We start from the raw sequence: 19,439 nt of genomic DNA, 5'->3' as shown, positions 1-19,439 counted from the left end.
GGCCGGTCGGGGTAGGCGGGCAGGCCGGAGGCCGGAGAACGAGGATGTGTGCGCACCTGGCATGCTCCGATCCATGAGTGAGAAGCCCACCCGTCTCGAGCGCACCACCACCGACGCGGGCGCCGAGGTCGCGATCCTCACGTTCGCCCACGGCGCCCTGAACCTGTTCGACCAGGCGATGTTCGATGCCGTGACGGCCGACGTGGCCGAGCTGGTGGCCGCTCCTCCGCGTGCGCTGCTGCTGCGCGCGGAGGGCAAGGTGGTCTCGGGTGGGGTCGACGTGCACGTCTTCGAGGGGCTGTCGGAGGCCGAGGGAACGGCGTTGTGGGAGGGGCTCTTCGCGGCCATCGCCCACCCGCTCGAGGCGCTGCCCTGCCCGGTGGTGTTCGCCGCGCACGGTCTGACGTTGACGGCCGCGCTGGAGATCGCCCTGGCCTGCGACATCATCCTCGCGTCGCCGAAGGCGAAGTTCGGTCTGGTGGAGACGGTGGTGGGTCTGACTCCGTCGATGGGTGGTCCGCAGCGGATGGCGGAGCGTGCGGGCAGCGGCCGGGCACGTGAGTTCGTCATGACGGGCGATCTGTACACGGCGGAGACGCTGCGAGAATGGGGAGTCGTCAACCAGATCCACGAGGACGTGGACTCCGCCGCCAGGGCTCTCGTCGCACGGCTCGCGGACGGGCCGACGCGCGCCCATGCGGCCACGAAGGAGATCATCGGTGCGTGGCGCTCCGGCGGTGTGCGCCATGCGGATTCGGTGACGTCCGCGGTGTCGGGTGCTCTGTTCGAGACCGAGGATCTGCAGGGCGCGGTGCGCAGCTTCCTCGATGTGGGGCCTGGTAAGGCGACCTACACCGGGCGCTAGTACTGATCAGCGCTGGGTGTCCACCAGCGCATTCCTCAGTCGAGTGACCGCGTCGTGGTCGAGGCCGAGCCAGTCCAGGTAGCCGTCGAACGAGCCGTGCGCCGTGGTCATCGCCTCGAGCCCGGCGCGGTAGTACTCCTCCCGCACGCCCAGCAGGTCGTCGTCGAGGTCGGCGGGGGCCACCTCGTCGTGATCGAGAATGTGGCGCCGGAGTGGAGCGACGGCGGCGTTGCTGCGCAGGTAGTCCGCGACGATGTCCTCCTCGACGACGCCGGCGGCGCGCAGCACGGTGGCGACGGTCCACCCCGCGCGGTCCTTGCCGGCGGCGCAGTGCACCAGCGACGAGGTGCCGGACGACAGGGCCTCGACCACCGCCCTGATCGCCACCCGCGCGCCGGGCAGCGTCGGAAAGGCGCGGTAGGCGCCGTCGAGGTAGCCCCGGGCGGTGGTGGCGGGCACGGCGCGCTCGTGCGGCGCGTCGCGTTCCGCGGCGATGTAGGGGACGCGATGCACGGTGACCGTGTCCGGGGCCCGGTCCGAGCCCCACCGCGTCACCTCGGCGTCGCCGCGCAGGTCGAACACGTCGCTGACCCCGAGTCCGGCCAGCGTGGCCCGGCCCTCGTCGGAGAGGTGCGTGAGTGCCGACGCGCGGAAGAGAAGTCCGCTGCGGGTGCGTCCGCCGTCGGACGTGCGCAGGCCGCCGGTGTCGCGGAAGTTCCACGCGCCGTGCAGGTGGAACTGGCCGGGTTCGGAACCATCCGTGCTGCGTTCACTCACCCGTCGACAGTAACGACGCGGTCTCCACGCGTCCGAGCCACCGTCCCACCAGGGGACCGATGTCCGCCACGGCGTCGCTCGACAGCAGTTCGCCGTGTCGCCACGGCACCGACTCCACGTCGGCGGGTCCGGTGCAGTACTGCGACCAGAAGTCCGACATGCGGCCGAGTTCGACGGCGGTGACGTCCGAGTCGATCATCAGGACGGCGCCGCTGTAGGTCGGCGGCACGTGCTCGTCGACGAGGGCGAACAGGGTGAGCATCGCCTTGGTGATCAACCGCGCCTGGATGTCCGAGACCGGTAGCTGGTCGCCACCCATCGCCGACCACACCGACCACAGCGCGTCCGGCGTCATGTCCGCCAGGTCGTCGGTCAGGTGCTGGTACGCGCCGAACATGGCGTCCGCCTGCGCCTTCTTGACCGCACTGCCCGGAACGATGCTGTGCACCGGGTCGAGCAGCGACAGCGACGCGACGGTGTGGCCCTGCGATTGCATCCGGGCCGCGACGGCATGGGCCAGCACACCGCCGACCGACCATCCGACGAGGTGGTACGGGCCGACGGGATCCACGCGACGGATCTCTTCGAGGTAGCGCTCGACGACGTCGTCCATCGACCGTGGTGCGAAGTCGGGGTCCGCCACCGCCGGCGTCTGCACGCCGTACAGGGGGCGGCCGCTCTCGAGGTGGCGGCCGAGCTCGAAGTACGGCCAGGCCAGCCCCATCATCGGGTGGATGCAGAACACCGGGGCGAGCTCGTCTCCGCCGCCCAGTCGGAGAACGGGACCGACTGCGTCGGACGAGGCGATCGACTCGTCGTCGTCCTCGCGGTCGAGATGCTCGGCGACGGCGCCGACGGTGCCGTGCGAGAACAGGAGTCGGAGCACGCGGTCGACCCCGGCGGCACGACCGAGGTGTGCGGCCACCCTGGTCGCGGTCAGTGAGGTCCCGCCGAGGGCGAAGAAGTCGTCGTCGAGTCCGATGTCGCCGACGCCCAGCACGAGGGCGAAGGCGTCGGCGACCATGTGTTCCGTCGAGGTCGTCGGCGCGCGGTACACCGTCGGTGCGAACGTCGGTGCGGGAAGGGCCGCCCGATCCACCTTGCCCGCGGTGGTGCGCGGAACCGCGTCCAGAGCGATGACGCGCGACGGCACCATGTACTGCGGAACCCGTTCCGCCACCGCCTCTCTGACAGATGCGACGTCGATCCCGTCGCCGGCGACGTACGCGACGAGATGATCCGATCCGGTTCCGGCGTCGCGGTGGAGAAGGACCACCGCCTGCGTCACCGCGGGATGGGCGAGGGCGGCGTTCTCGATCTCGCCCGGCTCGATGCGCAGTCCGCGGAGCTTGATCTGGAAGTCGCTACGTCCCAGATACGCCAGCTCACCGGCCGAGTTCCACCGCACCAGGTCGCCGGTGCGGTACAGGCGCGCGCCCGGCGGTCCGTACGGCGCGGCGACGAACCGGCTCGCCGTCAGCCCGGTCTGCTCGACGTACCCGCGGGCGAGATGTGGTCCGGACAGGTACAACTCACCGACAGCCCCGAGAGGTACCGGCCGCAGTCGGCCGTCGAGCACCACCGCGTCCACACCGCGGACCGGTGTGCCGATGCCGACGGGGCGGTCCGGCGTGATCGGTCCGTGCGCGGTGGCCCAGACGGTCGTCTCGGTGGGGCCGTAGTCGTCGTACATCTCGCGTCCGGCGGACCACGTCGCCGCGAGGTGATCCGGGAGGGCCTCGCCGCCCACGACGAGGACGCGCACGCAGTCGAGGCCGGCGGGGTCCAGGGAGTCGAGCACCCGGGGCGTGATGATCGTGTGCGTGACCCTCTCGTGGCGAATCAGCGCGCCGACCTCGTCGCCGCTGTGTACGTGCGCCGGCGCGAGAACGAGAGTGCCGCAGTGCGCCAGCGCCATCAGCATCTCGGCGATCGAGGCGTCGAAGGTCGGCGAGGCCACCGCGAGCACCCGCACGTCCGGCACGTCGCCGCGCCGGGAACGTTGGTCCGCCAGCGCATCCGCCAGGCCCGCGTGGGTCACGGCGACGCCCTTGGGTCGGCCCGTGGAGCCGGAGGTGTAGATGACGTACGCGATCGAGCTCGGATGCAGCCCCGGACGACGCTCCGACGCGAGCACCGTGTGGGCCGGGTGACGGTCGAGCGCCGACACGACGTCCGGATCGTCGAGCACGATGCGCGGAATCCACGGCGCGGCTGTCGAATTGGCCTGCTCGGACCGGGAGTCCGTGATCACGACGACGGCGCCGGAGTCCTGGAGGATGTACGCAATTCGGTCGGCGGGTTGCGCGGGATCGACCGACAGGAACGCGGCCCCGGCCGCGGCGACGGCCCACACGGACAGGACATGGTCGATCGAGCGCGGCATCGCCAGCGCGACCACGACGTCGGGTCCTGCGCCGCATGCGATGAGTTCCCGCGCGAGACGATTCGCGCGCGCGGACAGGTCCGCGTAGCTCAGGTCGATGCCGTTCGCCCGCAGGGCGATCGCGCCGGGACGGGCCGCTACCGCGTCGGCCACGAGGTGGTCGAGAGTCCGGGCCGCCAGCGCGGGGGCACCGCTGCGGGGACGCATCGCGGCACGCTCCGAGGGCTCCACCGTCTCGAGGTCCCCGATCCTGACCGAGGTGTCGCGTGTCATCGACCGCAGTGTCCACACCAGTCTGCGCGAGACCCGCTCGATGGTGCTCCGGTCGAACAGATCGGTCGCGTAGGACAGCTCGATCAGCAGGCGCCCCTGGTCCTCGCGCAGCGTCACGGCGAGATCGAACTGCACGGGAGCGCCGCCGAGATCGAGCACCTCAACGGCCGGTGTGGTGACGGGGAATCGCGGCGGCGCAGTGTTCTGCAGAGTCAGCATCACCTGCACCACAGGGTGACTCGCAGTGGAACGCACCGGGTCGAGGGCCGTCACCAGGGTCTCGAACGGCAGAGCGGCATGCGCAAAGGCGTCCAGGGTGGTCTCGCGCGCCGCGGCGAGGTGGTCCGCGACGGTGCCGTCCTCGTCGATCGTGGACCGCAGGACCACCGTGTCCACGAACATGCCGACCACGTCGTCGAGTGCCGGATCGGTGCGACCCGCGACGGCCGTCCCGACGAGGAGATCGCGGGTTCCCGCCCACTGGGCGAGCACGATCGACAGCGCGGTGTGCGCGACCATGAAGAGGGTGACGTCGTGGGCCTGCGCGACGGATCGGAGCGCGCCCAGCGCGTCCGCGTCGAGAACGGTCCGCACCCGATCGCCCTGCTGTGACGGGGTTCTCGGCCGGGCGCGATCGGTCGGCAGCGCGAGATCGAGGGGTACGCCGGCCAACCGCTCCCGCCAGTGCGCGAGGTGTCGCGACAACGCGGAGCCGGGATCGTTCAGCGATCCCAACGCTGCGCGTTGCGCGAGGGCATGGTCGGCGTACTGCACGGGCAGCGGTGGTAGGTCGAGTGGCCGTCCCTCCGCGCGAGCGGCGTACGCCGTGACGACGTCGCGCGTGAGCGGCGCCATCGACCACCCGTCCGCGGCGATGTGGTGCACGAGGATCACCAGCACGTGATCGGTCGGCGACACGACGAGAAGAGTGGCGCGCAGCGGGGTCTCGGTGGTGACGTCGATGCGCGCCGCCGCGGCCGTGCGTACCGCCGCGGGCACGTTTGTGGCAGTGGTGCGCACGAGGTCGAGGGGAACGTCGACCGTGGGCGACACCACCTGGTGCGGCACGCCGTCGAGGGCGGGATGGACGGTGCGCAGGATCTCGTGCCGGAGGGTCACGTCGTCGAGGGCGGACCGGAGCGCGTCGACGTCCAGCGGACCGGTCAGCCTCAGCGCGAGCGGGATCAGCTGTCCACCGCGGTCGGCGTCGACGCGGCCGAGGAACCACATCCGGTGCTGAGCGAAGGAGAGCGGCACCCTGTCCGGGCGCGGCGCCGCCGTCAGGGGAGTGCGCGCCGCGGTCGGCGCCGCGACCAGCGCTGCGGCGAGCGCACCCACGGTGGGGTGGTCGAACACCGCGCGCACCGACACCTCGCGCTCCGTCGCCGCCGACACCCGTGCGGCCACCCGTGTCGCGGACAGCGAATGGCCACCGAGAGCGAAGAAGTCGTCGTCCGGCCCCGGCAGCTCCGGCAACTCGAGCACGGTGGCGAAGGCCTCGGCGACGGCGCGCTCGGCCGGGCCGACCGCCTCGCGACGCGGAACCGTCGCCACGGTCCCGGGAAGGCTGGAGGCCGGTCGGCGAGGGGCCGACAGAAGTGCGCGACGGTCGAGCTTGCCCGACGCCGTCAACGGGATCGCGTCCACGGTGACGATGTGCGCGGGCACCATGTACCGCGGCAGGCGGCGCGCAGCGTCGTGTCGGAGGGCGGCGGGGTCGACGGCACTCGCGCCGGACGGCACCACGTACGCGACGAGGTGGTCGTCCTGCACCAGCACCACGGCACGGTCGACCGACGGGTGCGCGGCGAGTGCCGCCTCGATCTCGCCTGGCTCGATGCGCAACCCGCGCAGCTTGACCTGGACGTCGGTGCGGCCCAGATACTCCAGATCTCCGCCGCTGGTCCAGCGCACGCGGTCGCCGGTGCGGTAGAGCCGCGTGCCCTGAGCCGCAGCGACGAACCGCTCGGCCGTCGCGGTGGGGCGGCCGACGTACCCGCGCGCGAGGTGGGTGCCGTCGAGGTAGAGCTCGCCGACCACCCCGATCGGCACCGGACGCAGGAACGTGTCGAGCACCCGCGCGCCGACTCCGCGGACGGGCCGCCCGATGGTCACGGCGTCGTCCGCCCGGAGCGGGCCGCTGCTCGTGGCCCAGACGGTGGTCTCGGTGGGACCGTAGTCGTTGAACAGGCGCCGACCGGGGGCCCATCGGGCGGCCAGTGCCGGTGGGCACGCCTCACCGGCGGTGACCAGGACGTGGAGTGACGGAACGTCCTCGGGGGTCAGTGAGTCGAGGACTCGCGGCGTGAGGAGAGCGTGGGTCACCGCGGACTGCGCCACGAGGCGACCCAGTGCCGGTCCGCCGAACACGTCCGGTGGAGCGACCACCAGGGGAGCGGACAGGGCCACGGCGATGAGCAGCTCGGCGATGGACGCGTCGAACGTGGGGGACGCGACCGCGAGCACACGTGCCTCCGCAGCCTCGCGCAGTCGCTGGTCCGGCAGCGCAGTGCCGCGCAGTCGCTGGTCCCACAGCGCGTCCACGAGGCCGCGGTGCGTGACGCCCACGCCCTTGGGGGTTCCGGTGGAGCCGGAGGTGTGGATGACGTACGCGAGGGTGTCGGGACGGATGGCACCGAGCCGGTCGGCCGGCGTCACGTCGGCCTCGGACTCCGCGCCCGTGTCGAGGACCGTCGGTGACACCGTGGCGAGACGTACCAGTGCGGCGGGAACCGTCACGGCGGTGACGGCGACGTTGGCGCCCGTCTCGGTGAGCATGTGCCGCAGTCGGTCCGGTGGCCCGTCGGGGTCGATCGGCAGGAACGCCGCGCCGGTCTTCGCTACCGCCCACACCGCGGTGATCTGGTCCACCGAGCGCGGCAGCGCGACGGCGACGACGGTGTCGGGCGCGGCGCCGAGGGCGATCAGTGCCCGCGCCCAGCGGTTGGAGCGGCGGTCCAGCTCGGTGTAGGTGAGCGTGCGCTCCCCGATCAGGGCGGGCCCGTCCGGGTTGCCGGCCACCGCGTCGGCCAGCAGACGAGGCAGCACGCGCGGTGGTAGTCCGGCGCTGCCGTGCTGGGAGAGCAACAGTGCCCGCTCCGACGGGTGCAGGATCTCGAGGGCGCCGATCCGGTCGAAGGGCCTGCGCGCCACCGCGTCGAGGACGCGGAGCAGGACGTCGACGATTCCGGCCGCGGTCCGCCGGTCGAAGAGGTCGACGGCGTAGGTCAGTGCGCCGCTCAGTCCGTCCCCGGTCTCCGTGAGATCCAGGGTCAGGTCCACCGGCGCGGCCACGGGAACCGAGTCCAGGACGTCGATCTCCAGTCCGGCGGCCACGAGAGTGGGCGTAGTCTGGTTCTGGAACGCGAACATGACCTGCACGACGGGATGGTGCGCGGTGGAGCGCACCGGATCGAGAGCGTCGACGATCAGCTCGAACGGCACGTCGGCGTGGTCGAGGGCCGCCACGGTGTCCTCGCGCACCTGATCGACCAGAGCCGCGACGGTATCGGTACCGGTGACGAACGCGCGGTGCACGACCGTGTCGACGAACATGCCGACCAGCTCGTCGAGATCCTCGTGACCGCGGCCTGCCACCGGTGTTCCGACGGCGATGTCCTCGCTTCCCGTCACGCGGGCGAGAGTGACGGCCCAGGCCGCCTGCAGGACCATGACGAGCGTCGCGTGGTGGGCGGTGGCGAGCGCACGCAGCGCCGCGGTCGTGGCGTCCGGCACCGTCACGCGTACACGCGCCCCGCGGTGCGAGGCCACCGGCGGCCGCGGTCGATCGGTCGGCAATGGCAGCACGTCCGGGAGACCGGCCAGGCGGTCCGTCCAGAACGCGACTCGACCACGGATGTCGTCCGCGTGATCCTGTTGCCACACGGCGTGATCCGCGTACTGCACGGGCAGGGGGTCGACAGTCCACTCTCGGCCGGACCGGCGCGCCGCGTAGGACGCCGTGAGATCACGGGTGAGCGGCGCCAGGGACCAGCCGTCCGCGGCGATGTGGTGCAGCACGAGAAGCAGGACGTGATGCTCCTCGGTCACCGCCACGACGGAGGCGCGCAGCGGGAGATCCGCTGCCAGGTCGAACGGTGCCGACGCCATCCGGTCGAGGACGGCCTCCGGTGTCTCCGACTCCCGGTCGATCGCGATCCGCACGTGATCGAGAACGTGTTGCTGCGGAACACCGTTCACGGCGGGGTAGACGGTGCGCAGTATCTCGTGGCGGTCGACCACGTCGGCGAGTGCGCCCTGTAGCGCGCCGTGGTCGAGGACACCGCGCAGCCCGAGTGCGAGCGGGATGACGTAGCCGCTGTCGCTGGAGACCGTGTTCAGGAACCACATGCGCTGTTGGGCGAACGACAGAGGCACCATGTCGGGGCGCGGCCGTGTCCGCCGCGGTGCGAGAGCGCTCCGAGGCACGGCGTCGATCTGCGCGGCGAGTGCGTGCACGGTCGGTGCCTCGAACACGCTACGGACCGGAACCTGCAGTCGGGCAGCGACTCTGGTGGCACTGAGGGAGTGGCCACCGAGCGCGAAGAAGTCGTCGTCGAGTCCGACGGGGTCCGCGAGTTCCAGGACCGTCGCGAAGACGGCCGCGACGGCGACCTGCCCGGCGGTGGACGGAGCGCGGAACTCGGCCGTGTCGAGGGCCGGGCGGGGCAGCCGCGCGCGGTCGAGTTTGCCCGACGTCGTCATCGGCAGTGCGTCCATCACGACCACCGCGGCGGGAACCAGATACCGCGGCAGTGCCGCCGCGGCTGCGGCCGACACCTCTGCCGCGTCGATACTGTGCCCGTCGGCAGCGACCACGTAGCCGACGAGACGCTCGTCGATCACCCCGGCCGCGGCGGCGCCGACGCCCGCGGCGCCGACGAGCGCGGTCTCGACGTCCCCGAGCTCGATCCGCAGGCCGCGCACCGTGATCTGGTGATCGGACCGTCCGAGGTACAGCAGGTCGCCGACGGCGTTGCGGCGCATCAGGTCTCCGGTACGGTACGTCCGCTGTCCGTCGGGAGCCGCGACGAAGCGGGACGCGGTGAGTCCCGGCCTACCGAGGTACCCGCGTGCGAGATGGTCGCCTGCGACGTACAGCTCACCGACCACGCCGTCCGGAACCGCGTGCAGGCGGACGTCGCGAAGCGAGACCTCGACGCCGAGAGTCGGGGACCCGACGATCACGGGATCCCCGGCGGCCAGGAGTGCCGTCGTCGACCAGATGGTCGCCTCGGTGGGTCCGTAGACGTTGGTCATCGTCCGGCCGGGTGCCCACGTGTCGACGAGACTCGGCGGGCATGCCTCGCCGGCGCTCATGACGACGCGGAGGTCACCGCCGGGATCGGGTGTCGCGTCCAGCGCGCGGGGTGTCATCAGGGTGTGGGTGACACGGTGCCGCCGCATCAGGTCGCGGAGTTCGACACCGGCGTAGACCTCGGGAGGGGCGACGACGAGTGCGGCGTCCAGCGCGAGTGCGATGACCAGTTCGCCGACGGACGCGTCGAACGTCGTCGACGACACAGCGAGCACCCGGGCATCGGATGCCGGTGCGTGCCGGGCCCGTTGGTCCTGGACGGCGTTGTGGAGTCCGCGGTGCGTGACGGCGACGCCCTTGGGCCGTCCGGTGGATCCCGAGGTGTAGAGGACGTAGCCGAGGTGGTCGGGTCGCAGAGCCGAGCGACGGTCGCGATCGGTGATCGGTGCGTCCGACAGCGCCGCGACCGCGGCGAGCGTGGCGGGATCGTCGACCGTGATCCGGACGACGTCGGTCGGGAACGGCGCCGCCGTGTCGGTGAGCACCAGCGTGGGCGCCGCCTCGGTCAGGATGTCCGCGAGCCGAGCCCGCGGCTGCTCGGGATCGAGCGGGACGAACGCGGCTCCCGCGCGGCTGATCGCCGCGACGAGAACGAGGTACCGCGCCGACCTGGCGACGGCGACCGCGACGACGGTCTCGGGACCGGCACCGAGCGCGATCAGACGGCGCGCCCACCGGTTCGACGCTCGTGCCCACTCGTCCCGCGTGAGAACGGTGTCGCCCTCGATCACCGCGACCGCGGAGCCGTCCGCGTGGGCGTCGAGCAGGGCGGGGAGCGTCGTCGGGGTCGTGCGGGCGTCGGGATGCGTCCACGTGTCGGGCTCGTCCGCTCCGCGGATCGCGATGTCGCCCACTGCGATCTCGGAACCCCGGGCCGCCGCGCGCAGCACGTGCCCGAGGACGGACGAGAGGCATTCTGCGGTCGTGTGATCGAACAGGTCGCACGCGTAGGTGAGGACGACCGCGAGGCCGGCGCCGGCGGGGCGGACGTCGACGGTGAGGTCGAAGGTCGCGGGTGCAGGCCCGACGTCGAGCACCTCGATGTCGGGACTGCCCGGGAGCGGATCCACGTCCTGGAAGGCCAGCACGACCTGGAAGACCGGGTGATGCGCCGACGTGCGAGCCGCACCGAGGGTGTCGACCACGTGATCGAACGGGACGTGCGCGTGCGCGAAGGCGTCCACCGTCTCGTCTCGGGTGCGGGAGAGCAACTCGGCGAACGACTCCGACGGATCCACGCGGGTGCGCAGCACGACGGTGTCGACGAACAGGCCGACGAGGTCGTCGAGCGCAGGATCCGGTCGACCCGAGATCGGTGACCCCACCGCGATGTCCGTCGACCCGGTCCAGCGCGCGAGGGCGACGGCGAGGGCGGTGTGCACGACCATGAACACCGTGGCCCGGTGAGCGACGGCGAGCTCGCTCAGTGCGGCCACGGTCGCGTCGTCGAGATCGAGGCGCACCGCGGCACTCGCCCGGCCGCGCCGCTCCGGGCGCGGTCGGTCGAGCGGCATGTCGAGGACGTCGGGCAGTCCGGAGAGACGGCGCTCCCACCATGCCGCCGCGTCGGAGTCGATGCCCTGTTCCGTCTGCCGCACAGCGACGTCGGCGTACTGCACCGACAGCGGCGACTGTGCCGGTACCCGTCCCGAGCGATGGGACTGGTACGCCGACAGCAGGTCTCGCGTGAGAGGGGCGAGAGACAGACCGTCCGCCGCGATGTGGTGCACGGTCAGCAGCAGGACGTGCTCGTCGTCGGCGAGGCGCAGCACCTCGGCTCGTAGAGGTGGTTCGGTGGCCAGGTCGAACCGCGTGGTCCGGGCATCCGAGAGTCGCTCCACCAGTGCGTTGGGTGTGACGGCGGTGACCGTGAGGGTGGTCGGCGCCGGGGGCGGTAGCACGACCTGGTGCACGACACCGTCCGCATCGGCGTAGACGGTACGGAGGATCTCGTGGCGAGTCATGACGTGACCGATCGCGAACGACAGCGCGCCGAGATCCAGGTCGCCGCGGACGCGCAACGCCAGCGGCATGACGTAGGACCCCGGTTCGTACCGGTCGAGGAACCACATCCGGTGTTGGGCGTGCGTGAGCGGGATGCGGTCGGGACGCGCAGCGTGGAACCCGTGGTCGGTGTACGCGTCTCCCGCATCGACGGCGGCAGCCAGCCCCGCGATGGTCGAGACGTCGAAGAGCGTGCGGAGCGTCAGGTCGCGTCCGGTCGCCGACCGGATGCGCGCGACGACCCGCGCCGCGCTGAGGGAGGTGGCGCCGAGCGCGAAGACGTCGTCGTCGGCACCCACCGGAGCGGACGTCTGCAGGACGGCCTCCACGATGTCCGCGACGACACGCTGGGTCGGTGTGAAGGGAGTGCGGTGGACCCGGCCGCGGCGCGCGGGCGCGGGCAGCGCACGCTTGTCGACCTTGCCCGACGCGGTGAGGGGAATGGTCTCGATCTCCACGATGTCGTCGGGAACCAGATGGCGCGGAAGCGACGAGCGCAGCGACTGCAGCAGCGCCTCCGTGACGGCTGAACGGCCCCGTGTCGGAACGACGTACGCGACCAGTCGGTCTCCGACGACCGTTGCCACCGCGCGGTCGATCAGGCCCGACCGCGTCAGCACGGCCTCGATCTCCGCCGGCTCGACGCGCACGCCGCGCACGGACAGCTGGTCGTCACTCCGGCCGAGGAAGTGCAGGTCGCCGGCGGCGGACCAGCGGACACGATCGCCGGTCCGGTAGAGACGAGATCCGTCCGGTCCGGCGACGAACCGCTCCGCGGTCAACGCGGTGCGATGCGCGTAGCCGCGGGCGAGTTGCGCACCACCGAGATACAGCTCGCCCGGGACGTCGACGGGAACGGGGCGCAGGGCGTCGTCCAGCACGAGGGTCGTCGTGTTCCACACCGGCCCCCCGAGGGGGACGTCCGTCGTGTCGGCGTCGGTCACGACGTGGGCGGTGACGTCCACCGCCGCTTCGGTCGGCCCATACAGGTTCACCACTCGTACGGGGAGCACGGCGCGGACGGCGGCGGCGACCCCCGCGGGCAGTGCCTCGCCCGACGACAGGATCGTGCGCAGCGACGTGCAGGCGGCGAGGCCCGGTGCGTCCGCCATGAGCGCCAGCGTCGACGGGACGGCGTGCACCACGGTGACGCGGTGCCGTGCGATCAGTTCCACCAGCAGATCGGCGTCGCGGTGGTCGTCCGGATCCGCGACGACGACCCGGGCACCGATCTGCCACGGCAGGAACAGCTCCCACACCGAGACGTCGAAGGTGGCGGGTGTCTTGTGGAGCACGACGTCGTCCGCGGTGACACCGACGAACTCGGCGCGCCAGCGCAGTTGGTTCACGATCGCGGCGTGCGACACCCCGACACCCTTGGGCTGCCCGGTGGAGCCGGACGTGAAGAGCACGTAGGCGAGGTGGTCCGGGCGCAGGGGTGCGAGGCGATCGTCGTCGGTGAGGGGTGTGTCGGAGAAGGACCCGAGGGGCGCATCGCTGATCGTGATCCACTCGACGTCCTCGGGAAGCGTTGCCGCACTCCCGATACCGAACCGCGCACCCGACATGGTCACTGCGTGTCGGAGCCTCTCCGCGGGATGGCCGGGATCGAGCGGGACGTAGTGTGCGCCGGTGGCCACGACGGCGTGCACGGCGACGAGCAGATCGATCGACCGCTCGAGCGCCACCGCGACGGCCGTCTCCGGTCCGGCGCCGCGGCTGATGAGGTACCGGGCGAGGCGGTGCACGCGAGCGGAGAACTCGGCTCGGGTGACGTGTCGATCGCCGTGAGTGAAGGACACACGGGACGGATCCAGAGCCGGCACGGCGTCCAGGAGTGTGGTGGGGACGAGGGGGTGCTGGGTGGAGTTCCACGTCTCGGTGACGAGGGTGCGCTCCGTGACCCCGAGCAGGTCGATCTCGGCGAGCACACGCGAGGGGTCGAGTGCCTCGAGCACCCGCAGGAGTCGGTCCAGCAGTCGGTCCACGGCGTCGGTGTCGAGGACGTCGCGGCGGTGCGTCGCGCGCACGACGAGGCTCTCTCCCGGTTCGACCGCCAGGGACAGCGGGTAGTGCGTCGCGTCCCGTGCCTCGACGCCGAGAACGGAGAGGTCACCTGCCGCCGCGGTCAGAGCGGTGCGGTCCAGTGGATACGACTCGAAGGCGAGCGACGTGTCGAATCCGGCGCCCGGCCCGACCTCCGCCTCGATGGCGGACGGAGCGAGGTGATGATGATCGAGCAGCGCGGCCTGCTCACGCTGCAGTCGCTGAGCCGACTCCCGCACCGTCGCTGTGCGATCGAGCCGCACGCGAACCGGAACGGTGGAGATGAGGAGCCCCACCATGGATGCGGAACCGTCCAGCTCGGCCGGTCGGCCCGAGACGGTGGCTCCGAAGACGACGTCGGTACGGCCCACCGCGGAGCCCAGTACGAGTGCCCACGCGAATTGCACGAGGGTGTTGACCGTGACCCCCGCGACGCCGGCGCGCGCCACGAGTTCGGCGGTGCGCTCGGTGCTCAGCGTCGCGATGCGCTGTCCCGGTGCCTCGTCGGTTCCGGAACCGTGCGCGGGAGCGAGCAGCGTCGCCTCGGTCGACCCGGTCAGGGCCTCCGACCATGCCGCGAGCGAGGCCGTGGTGTCGCGTTCCCTCACCCACTGCAGGAAGCCGCGGAGTGAAGGCGGCGCGGGCCGGGGGTCCTCGCCGGCGTAGTCGGCCAGGAGGTCGACGAGGACGATCGGCAGGGACCAGCCGTCGAGGAGCAGATGGTGATGGGTGAGCACCAGGGTGTGCCGCTCGTCCCCGGTGTGCAGCAGAGCGACGCGCAGCAGCGGTGCGGTGGCCACGTCGACGGCGACGCCGCGATCGTGCGCGAGGAAGGCGTCGAGCACGGCGGCCGGGTCCGGATCGGCCCGGACGTCCACTTCCGTCCACGGCACCGTGACGGATGCCGCGATCACCTGGACGTCCGTCCCGTCGGCGGTGGTGTCGAAGGCGACCCGCAGCGCGTCGTGACGGTCCAGCAGCGAGTGCGCGGCCCGCTGCAGACGGCCGCCATCGAGCGCTCCACCGAGGTGCACGATCGTCTGCACCACATAGGGATCGACGCTCCCGGCGGCGAGGCGGGCATGCATCAGCAGGCCCGCCTGCAGTGGCGCGGTGGGCAGGACGTCGATCAGCGTGGGATGACGCCCGGTCCACCCGTCGACATCGGATGGTGTCGGATCGACCAGCGGGAAGTCCGACGGTGACCGCCCGCCGGCGCCGGGGGTGTCGACGTGCCGCGCGACGGCCGTCGCCGCCTCGACCCACAGCGAGACGAAGGCCTCGACGTCCGCGTCCGCCAGGACGGCGTCGAGCGTGCTCAGTCGTGCGATCAGGGTGTCCCCGAGGACGACGGTGTCGATCTCGAGCACGGCGGCCGCACCCAGGTCGTCGGGCCGTGGTCCCGACAGCGGGGAGATGCCGGGAACCGGGAGCCAGTCACCGGTGTCCGTCGTCGTCATCCTGCCGAGGTGCGCGAACGAGATCTGCGGTGTCCAGCGCAGGGCGTCGCGCGCGTCGTCGTCGGCCCCGTGCCGCAGCAGCCCGTAGCTCGCGCCGTGGTCGGGAATTCGTGCGAGGTGGTCCTTGACCCGCCGGATCGTCTCGCCCGCAGCAGGTCCGCCGCGCAGCGCCGCGGCGATGTCGAGACCCGTGAGGTCCAGTCGTACGGGGAACACCGTGGTGAACCAGCCGACGGTGCGCGCGGTGTCGGCGCCGGGAACCAGGTCGTCCTCCCGTCCGTGTCCCTCGAGTTGGACGAGCCTGGTCGGTGCGTCGTCCTGTCGCCACGCGGCCACCGCGAGGGCGAGCGCGGCGAGGAGGGCGTCGGTCGGTCCGGCGTGGAACAGGGTGGGCGCGCGGACCAGTAGTGCGTCGGCGATCTCTGCTGGAAAGGCGACGTCCCGGACCGTCGTGTCCCGTACCCGATCGACGACGGGGTCGAGGAGTCGTTGTCCGAGAACGGGATCGGGGCCGTCCAGAACGCCGGTCCAGTACGGCAGCCGCGCGCTCGCGTCGTGCGCTGCGAGACCGGACGACCAGCGCCGCATCGACGTGCGGACGGGGGCGAGAGTCGGTGCGACCCCGTCGCGCACCGCGGCCCACGCCGCGACGAGATCGGCGACGAGGACGCCCCACGACACCACGTCCACCACCAGGTGGTGCGCCGCGATCACGAGGCGTCCCGCCGTGTGCTCGCCGAGGTCGTTCCAGCCGAGCCCGAGCATCACGCCGTTCTCGGGATCGAGTGTCGCGACGATGTCCTCCACCGCGAGATCGGCGCCGCGGCGCAGCAGTCCGTCGACCCGGACGACATCCCGCGGGCGCACCTCGAGGTGTACGCCGTCCGCGTCGCGGACGAGCACGGAGCGCAGCATGTCGTGGTGCGCGACCACGGCCTCGATCGTGGACACCAGGGATGCGCGGTCGATGCCGACCGGGAGCGAGAGCGTGAGGGTCTGAGCGAACCGATCCGGTGTTCCGCCACGCTCCAGCAGGTGGCGCACGATGGGTGTCGGGTCGACGCGGCCGATGCCGCTGCCGGGTGGCTCGTCGACGGTGCCGACCGTGTCCGCCACGCGCGCGAGCCCGGCGGCACTGCGTTGTTCCACGACGTCACGAGCGCTGATCCGCACGCCCGACGCCGCCGCGACGGTGACCAGTCGGATCGAGAGGATGCTGTCACCGCCGAGCGCGAAGAAGTCGTCGTCGACACCGACATCGTTGCGGCACAGCACGTGTGACACCGCGTCGAGCAGCCGCCGCTCGACGTCGGAGGCGGGTTCACGGCGGGTCGTGGTCCGGCGCTCCGGCTCGGGGAGTGCGCGGACGTCCACCTTGCCGGAGGCGGTCAGTGGGAGCGCGTCCAGCGGCACCACGTGCACCGGGACGAGGTGGCTCGGCAGCGTCCGGACGACGGCGGCGAGAACGTCCGTGGGGTCGGCGTCACCGGTCACGTACGAGACCAGCTGCTCGCTGTCGCCGTCACGGCGGACCACTGTGACGGCCTGCGTCACACCGGGAACCGCGACGAGGGCCGTGTCGATCTCGCCGGGTTCGACGCGGCGTCCTCGTACCTTGACCTGACTGTCTGTGCGCCCCAGATACTCCAGGTCACCGGACGACGTCCACCGTGCGCGGTCACCCGTGCGGTACAGCCGCGTTCCGTCGACCCCGGCCACGAAGCGCGCCGCGGTCTCCGCCGACCGTCCGACGTACCCGCGGGCCAGGCCGGCTCCGGCGAGGTGCAGCTCACCCGGAACTCCGACCGGGACGGGTCGCAGGCGGGAGTCGAGCACCACGACGCGCACTCCGGGCAGGGGACGCCCCATGGTGACGGTTCCGGACTCCGCCAGCGGCGCGGTCCCGGTGGCCCACACCGTGGTCTCGGTGGGCCCGTAGTCGTTGTGCAGCAGGAGGTCCGGTGACGTCGACCACCGGGACGCCAGCGCGGGCGAGCACACGTCGCCGACGCTGAGGACCTGTCGCAGCGACGGAGCTCCGGTCGGGGACAGTGTCTCGAGCACCCGCGGAGTCAGGATCGCGTGGGTGATCGATTCTCGTCGCAGCAGATCCTGCAGAGGTGCACCGGAGTACGCGTCGGAATCGGCGACGACGAGGCAGCCGGACAGTGCAAGGGCAAGAAGGTGTTCCGATATCGACGCGTCGAAGGTCGGAGCCGCGACGGCGAGGACGCGACCGCCCCCCATGTCCGGAACCCGTGTCTCCGGACCGCGTGCGCGGTGGCCGGCCACGACACCGTGCAGTCCGGTGTGGGTGATGGCGACGCCCTTCGGACGGCCGGTGGAGCCGGAGGTGTACATGACGTAGGCGAGCTCGGTGATCGCCGGGCGCTCCCTCGTCAGCGGCTCCGGTGCGACGTCCGTGACGGCCACCCGGGTCGTTCCGCTCGGCAGATCGACGGGATGTCGATCTGCCGTGACGACGAGGGTCACCCCGGATTCGGCCAGCACGGCGGCGAGCCGCTCGACGGGGTCCGCGGGGTCGACCGGGAAGAACGCGGCACCGGTGCGCACGACGGCCCAGAGCGCGATCACCTGGTCGACGGACCGCGGAAGTGCCAGCGCCACCACGGTTCCCGGAGTCGCCCCCGCATCGCGGAGAGTGCGGGCGAGGCGCCCGGAGGCGTCGTCGAGTTCGCCGTACGTGAGCGTGGCCGTTCCGCCGCGCACGGCCGGCGCCGCCGGGTCGCTGCGCACGACCGCCGCCATGAGGTCCCCCAGCGTCGTCGCCGTGGGTGCCGGCCCACCCGACCGGTCGAGCAGATCGGCCGCCTCGCCGTCGTCCAGGAACGCGAGATCGCCCACGGTGGTGTGGTGGTCCGCCGTGACGATGCCGCCGAGAAGTCGCGTCAGCCGCACTCCGTGCCGGTCGATGTCGGAGGCGTCGTAGCGCTCCGGGTTCCACTGGATGTCCAGTGTCAGTGTGTCGCCGGTGTAGATGTTGATCGCGGTGTCGTGGACGGGGCCCGACGACAGGATGGCCACCGGCGCCGAGATGTCGTCGAACTGCAACGGGGCGACGAACGGCATGATGTTCACGACGGGGCCGAAGGAGACGCCGAACGGCCGCACCTCCGGCGCCAGCAGGTGGTCCCAGTCCCGGAAGCGTTGGTGCCGAAGCGCTCCGGTGATCTCCCGCCGTACCTGTACTAGCAGTTCCCGCACCGTCGTGGACGCGTCGACCGTCAGTCGCAGCGGCACCAGATTGGCCATCATCCCGGCCGTCGCCCGCAGCGCGGCGGTGGTGCGTCCGGTCACGGGGAATCCGAGGACGACGTCGACGGTGTCGAGGACCCGCGACTGATGCACGGCGAGAGCGGCGACGACGGCGAGCGGGTCGGCCGCGGTTCCCCTCGGCTGAGTCCACGGCAGGCGCGTCGCGACGGGTTGCCGGGGTGCGCTCGGGGGTGCCGCCGACAGGGCCGTGGGGCCGCCGACGCCGGCGAGGTGCTCGCGCCAGTGGGCCAGGTCGGCGTCGTGGCGACGCGAGGCGGCGTAGGCGACCTCCGCGTCATGGATGCGGGCGGCGGTGTCGGGCGTCGGCGCCGGTCCCGGAGAGAGTGTCCCCGAGTAGTGGCCGGCGATCCGTCCGAGGAGGGTGAAGGCGCCCTGGCCGTCGAGCACCACGTGGTGGGCCCGCAGGTACAGGAACGTGCGGTGATCGTCGAGTCGGAGGAACACGCATCGGACCAGCACGGTTCCGAGGAGATCGACGGGCTCTCGGAACTCGGCGCGCATCCATGCGAGGGCGGACGCCTCGGGGTCGGCGTCGTCGCGCAGGTCGAGCACGTCCAGGTTCATGACGGCGTCCTCGACGTGGATCAGACACGGCTGGTCGTCCGGCCCCTGCGCGAGGCGGGTCTGCCGCAGGCCGGATTCCGTGCCCGCGGCGTACATCGCCCGCTCCAGCCGAGCGAGGTCGACACCGGGACCGGCCGGAGCGCAGATGTCGACGTACAGCGCGACGGTGAGGGCCGCGTCGGGATCGAGGTGCTGGGCCAGCCAGAACGGCCGCTGCGCGCCCGTCAGCGGAACTCGGGCGCGGCCGCCGTCCGGTTCGGGGGACACGACCGCCCCCTCGTTCCGGTCGTCTCGCACGAGACGAAACCTATCCGCGGGAATCGGCCGGTCGGCCCGGCTCGCCGTCTTCTGGAGGACTCACAGGAGGCGACGGCGCCCGCTGGTCCGGGCCACGCCCCACAGCTCGGGAAGAGAGACACATTAATAGTTGTTTAACCCAGGTATCTATCT

General features: G+C 71.9%; 3 protein-coding genes. 1 reads left to right on the top strand and 2 read right to left on the bottom strand.

The window, feature by feature from the left end:
- Positions 1-73: 73 nt before the first annotated feature.
- Positions 74-865, top strand: coding sequence for an enoyl-CoA hydratase/isomerase family protein (locus HQ314_RS07225; RefSeq protein WP_222645526.1), 792 nt, complete (start codon positions 74-76; stop codon positions 863-865).
- A gap of 6 nt (positions 866-871) precedes the next feature.
- Here the strand turns inward: HQ314_RS07225 and HQ314_RS07220 are convergent, their stop codons facing one another.
- On the bottom strand, positions 872-1,642 hold the full coding sequence (locus HQ314_RS07220; protein ID WP_222649724.1) for a tyrosine-protein phosphatase: 771 nt from the start codon (positions 1,640-1,642) through the stop codon (positions 872-874).
- Positions 1,635-19,286, bottom strand: coding sequence for an amino acid adenylation domain-containing protein (locus tag HQ314_RS07215; RefSeq protein WP_222649723.1), 17,652 nt, complete (start codon positions 19,284-19,286; stop codon positions 1,635-1,637). The genes HQ314_RS07220 and HQ314_RS07215 overlap by 8 nt, the downstream gene beginning before the upstream one ends.
- Between the last annotated feature and the right edge of the window lie 153 nt (positions 19,287-19,439).

It is taken from the genome of Rhodococcus sp. BP-332 (assembly GCF_019836065.1).
Lineage (GTDB): Bacteria > Actinomycetota > Actinomycetes > Mycobacteriales > Mycobacteriaceae > Rhodococcoides.
This window is presented reverse-complemented; position numbering and strand designations above follow the sequence as displayed.

What these genes read in the sequence shown, in the direction of transcription:
- HQ314_RS07225 (WP_222645526.1), top strand. Translation starts at nt 74, where the DNA reads ATGAGTGAGAAGCCCACCCGTCTCGAGCGCACCACCACCGACGCGGGC.